Here is a 1464-nt window from a genome sequence, read left to right as displayed (position 1 = left end):
TTTAAACTACGACTCATAAACGCACCATAAAAGCTATCTCTCTATTATATGCAACTTCACATAAAATTGGTATAACAATCTGTGAAGAGTTACCAAAATTGTAAATACTAGATACTGCTTTGCTTTCTAAAATAGAGCGAACATTAGATTGTTTAATATCTTCTCCCAATATGTCAGAGAGCATTTTCCATAATTTCCTAGAAACTTGTTTAATATGATCTTCACTACGATTGCACTTTTTAGCTATCTTATGATATTTCCCCCCATCCCAAACTTCTTTTAAGATAGAGCTTTGTAATGAATCAATATGTTTTCCCGTCTTCACAAATACTTGCTCGTCAGTCCATTGTAAAACCTCTTGGATGTCCATACCTAAAAGGGGGTTGAGTTTTGGTCATCACACTATATCACACTTTATAACACCTGGAAAACTAAATAACACTTTTTCTTGTTAATAAATTTTTAAAAAAAAGGTAAGTGTACACTAAATAACACTTTTATGAATAGCCAAAAATACATTTTTATATTAAATTATGATCAGGAGAGATATAAGGAATATAGTAGAAGTTTATAAGTTATCAAATGCTCTGGAGGAAATATGACACCGTTTAACTGGTTTGCCCAAGACGCCTCTCAAGGAGAGCAGAAACTCACTTCTGGGGATGTGCAGCGGATAGTTGGCGAATTTAATAAATGTTTGCCACGCATTCTGGGGACACCTGAAGTTTTAGAGGGGATAACCTTTGAGGAGGCTATCAGTTATTTCCAGAGCGATCGTCCAGGAACTCCTAATTTAAAAAAAGGAGCAATTATTCGCCAAGAGCATCCCGAAGGGCAAATTTTAGGACAGGTGTTTTTAGACGAAAAGAATAACCTTGTTTGTCATTCAAATGGAATACCTTATGGTCGTCAGTTGATTGCCAAAAAGCTAGATCAAAAATTAACTGATGTCTTGGGCGCTCAAGAATTAGTGACCCTTGAGTTGAAGGCTAAAGAATCTGGTGAATCTCAGATTACTGAAGAACCTACTCAAAAATCGCGGATTGTAAAAGTTTCTAAGATAGTTAGTATCATTATTTGGTCGATTATAATTCTAATTGTATTCATCCCGTTACTGGGACGATTAGTTATGAGTCAGGCTTTAGCGGCAGAATTAACCTCTCATCCCTCCCTAGAAGTTACTCAATCTCTAGTGGCCTTTGGTGGAAGAGACGAAGCTTTCAAAAAAGCTGTGAACAGTGCCAATCAAAGTGCTAAACAATATGCTAACAATGAATTGAATCGGTGGGAAGCTGATTTAATAAATCGAATTGATACGGATTTTTTAAATTGGTATTTTAATTATTTTAATCAGAAACAGCAAGAATTTGGTGTTCTTTTTCAATATATAGGGCTTGCTGAATATATCGAGCGCATATTACGTGGGCTGGGTTAAGAGAGCGTGCGATCGAGAGTAAAGTGCAA

General features: G+C 35.7%; 2 protein-coding genes. One reads left to right on the top strand and one right to left on the bottom strand.

All coding sequences use genetic code 11. The features are described from left to right. Window positions 1-13: 13 nt before the first annotated feature. On the bottom strand, window positions 14-370 hold the full coding sequence (locus QUA34_RS30020) for a hypothetical protein (protein ID WP_333329978.1): 357 nt from the start codon (window positions 368-370) through the stop codon (window positions 14-16). A gap of 228 nt (window positions 371-598) precedes the next feature. On the opposite strand from QUA34_RS30020, the gene QUA34_RS30015 reads away from it, so the two are divergent. After that, on the top strand, window positions 599-1435 hold the full coding sequence (locus QUA34_RS30015) for a hypothetical protein (RefSeq protein WP_333391160.1): 837 nt from the start codon (window positions 599-601) through the stop codon (window positions 1433-1435). Window positions 1436-1464: the final 29 nt, after the last annotated feature.

The organism is Microcoleus sp. POL10_C6, from assembly GCF_036701585.1.
Classification (GTDB): Bacteria; Cyanobacteriota; Cyanobacteriia; order Cyanobacteriales; family Microcoleaceae; genus Microcoleus.
Note: the sequence above shows the minus strand (reverse complement) of the source record. Positions and strands in the feature narration are given on the sequence as shown.